Origin of the sequence: Pseudomonas emilianonis (assembly GCF_023072625.1) — a bacterium.
Classification (GTDB): Bacteria; Pseudomonadota; Gammaproteobacteria; order Pseudomonadales; family Pseudomonadaceae; genus Aquipseudomonas; species Aquipseudomonas paraveronii.
Window position 1 is genome coordinate 1 of record NZ_JAKNRV010000552.1, and the last position, 2,367, is coordinate 2,367.

The following is a 2,367-nucleotide window of genomic DNA, read 5'->3' on the forward strand; positions in this document are numbered from 1 at the left end:
GGTCGATCACACGGACGACCAGGGCCTCGCGGCCGTCTTCCAGCTCCACGCGGGCGGCGCCGGCGTAGCGCAAGGCGTTGTCGATCAGGTTATTGAGGCACGAGCGCAACGCCATCGGTTGTACCTGCAACGGCGCACTGGTACCGGCACATTGCACATCCGCACCTTGGTCCTGGGCGTTCTCACTGATCGACTCGACCAGCGCCTGCACATCCAGCCAGTGCCGGCTTTCGCTGGTGCGTTGTTCGTGCAGGTAGCTCAAGGTGGCGTCGAGCATACCGATCATGTCGTTCAGGTCCTGGCGCATCTGGCCTTGCAGCTTGGTGTCTTCGATCTGCTCCAGGCGCAGCTTGAGGCGCGACAGCGGGGTGCGCAGGTCATGGGAGACCGCGCCGAGCATGCGCGCGCGCTGGCCGACTTGTTCGCGAATGCGTTTTTGCATCAGGTTGAAGGTCGACGCGGCCTGTTTTGCTTCACGGGGGCCGGATTCGTCGAGAGGCGGGCTGTCGAGGTCCAGGCTCAAGCGCTCGGCGGCCTCGCTCAGGCGCTGGATCGGCCGGCTCAACAATTTGGCCCCATACCAGGCGGCGGTGATCAGCGAGAAAAACTGAAACGTCAGGGGCACCACCGGGCCGCCAAACCATGGGCGAGGACGTTTCTGCAGAGGCCTCAGCGTGCCGTCCGGTTGCTCGACGAAAGTGTCCTTGGCCGGCGGCGGAGGCGGGTCGTAGTGGTGGAACCAGAAAAACGCCAACGCATGGGCCAGTACAATCGCCACCAGCAACACACCGAACAGCCGCCCGAACAACGTGTTGAAGGCGTTGCGCATCAGCCGATATCCCGTGCGTCGAACAGATAGCCTTCCCCGCGCACGGTCTTGATCAACTGCGGTGCTTTCGGATCATCGCCCAGCTTCTGGCGCAGGCGCGAGACCAGCAGATCAATGCTGCGATCGAAGGCCTCGATGGAACGACCACGGGCAGCATCCAGCAACTGTTCGCGGCTCAATACCCGGCGCGGACGCTCGATAAACACCCACAGCAGGCGGAACTCGGCGTTGGACAGCGGCACCACCAGGCCATCGTCGGCCACCAGTTGGCGCAACACGCTGTTGAGCCGCCAGTTATCGAAGCGGATATTGGCGCGCTGCTCGGTGCGGTCATCGCGCACCCGACGCAGGATAGTCTGGATGCGCGCCACCAATTCACGCGGCTCGAACGGCTTGGACATGTAGTCGTCGGCGCCCAGTTCCAGGCCGATGATGCGGTCGGTGGGTTCGCAGCGGGCGGTGAGCATCAGGATCGGGATGTCCGACTCGGCGCGCAGCCGGCGGCACAGCGTCAGGCCGTCTTCGCCCGGCAGCATCAGGTCGAGCACCACCACATCAAAGGTTTCGGCTTGCATCGCCACGCGCATCGCGGCGCCGTCGGTGACGCCGGTGGCGAGAATATTGAAGCGTGCCAGGTAGTCGATCAGCAGTTCGCGGATCGGCACATCGTCGTCGACAATCAGCGCGCGGGTGTTCCAGCGCTTTTCATCGGCGCTCACCGCGCCTTTTTGCTCGTCGTTCAGCGGGACGGAAGGGGTATGCATAGTGCGATCATCTGCCTGGTGGTGGCGGTCAGCATAGGCGCCCAGCCACATGGCTGGAAGTGCTGGTCGTTGGGTCGTGCGGGCGAGGCTAGCGGTAGGGCGTGTTGAGGGCATGTCGTGAATGTATCTGTTTTGATACAAATGCCCGAAATGTCCGCTTGGGCGCGCTTGGTCAGTATTTACCGATCATCGGATCCCGCAACGGCGTCGCTTGCGCTACAATCCGCGCCGATTTCGACTTGCCTGAGAGCCCATTCCAATGTCCGTCTGCCAGACTCCTATCATCGTCGCCCTGGATTACCCCACCCGTGACGCCGCACTGAAGCTGGCTGACCAGTTGGACCCGAAGCTGTGCCGGGTCAAGGTCGGCAAGGAACTGTTCACCAGTTGCGCCGCTGACATCGTCGGCACCCTGCGTGACAAAGGCTTCGAGGTGTTCCTCGACCTGAAATTCCACGACATCCCCAACACCACCGCGATGGCGGTCAAGGCCGCCGCCGAGATGGGCGTGTGGATGGTTAACGTACACTGCTCCGGCGGCCTGCGCATGATGACCGCCTGCCGTGAAGTGCTGGAACAGCGCAGCGGCCCTAAACCCTTGCTGATCGGTGTGACCGTGCTGACCAGTATGGAACGCGAGGACCTGGCAGCGATCGGCCTGGATATCGAACCTCAGGAGCAAGTGCTGCGCCTGGCGGCCCTGGCGCAGAAAGCCGGCCTCGACGGCCTGGTCTGCTCGGCGCTGGAAGCCCGGGCCCTCAAGACCGCCCACCC

General features: G+C 63.4%; 3 protein-coding genes. 1 reads left to right on the forward strand and 2 read right to left on the reverse strand.

The features are described from left to right. Together L9Z73_RS29190 and L9Z73_RS29195 are read right to left on the reverse strand one after the other, a co-directional pair. Nucleotides 1-829, reverse strand: an 829-nt coding sequence (locus tag L9Z73_RS29190; protein ID WP_247408337.1) for a HAMP domain-containing protein, incomplete at its 3' end; no start/stop codon positions are given. Next, nucleotides 829-1,593: a response regulator gene (locus L9Z73_RS29195; RefSeq protein ID WP_247408339.1), complete on the reverse strand. Its 765-nt coding sequence runs from the start codon at nucleotides 1,591-1,593 to the stop codon at nucleotides 829-831. The genes L9Z73_RS29190 and L9Z73_RS29195, both read right to left, overlap by 1 nt. Nucleotides 1,594-1,852: 259 nt before the next feature. Between L9Z73_RS29195 and pyrF the strand changes: the two genes are divergently transcribed. Beyond that, the coding region (gene pyrF / locus L9Z73_RS29200) for an orotidine-5'-phosphate decarboxylase (RefSeq protein ID WP_247408341.1) at nucleotides 1,853-2,367 on the forward strand (515 nt) is incomplete at its 3' end.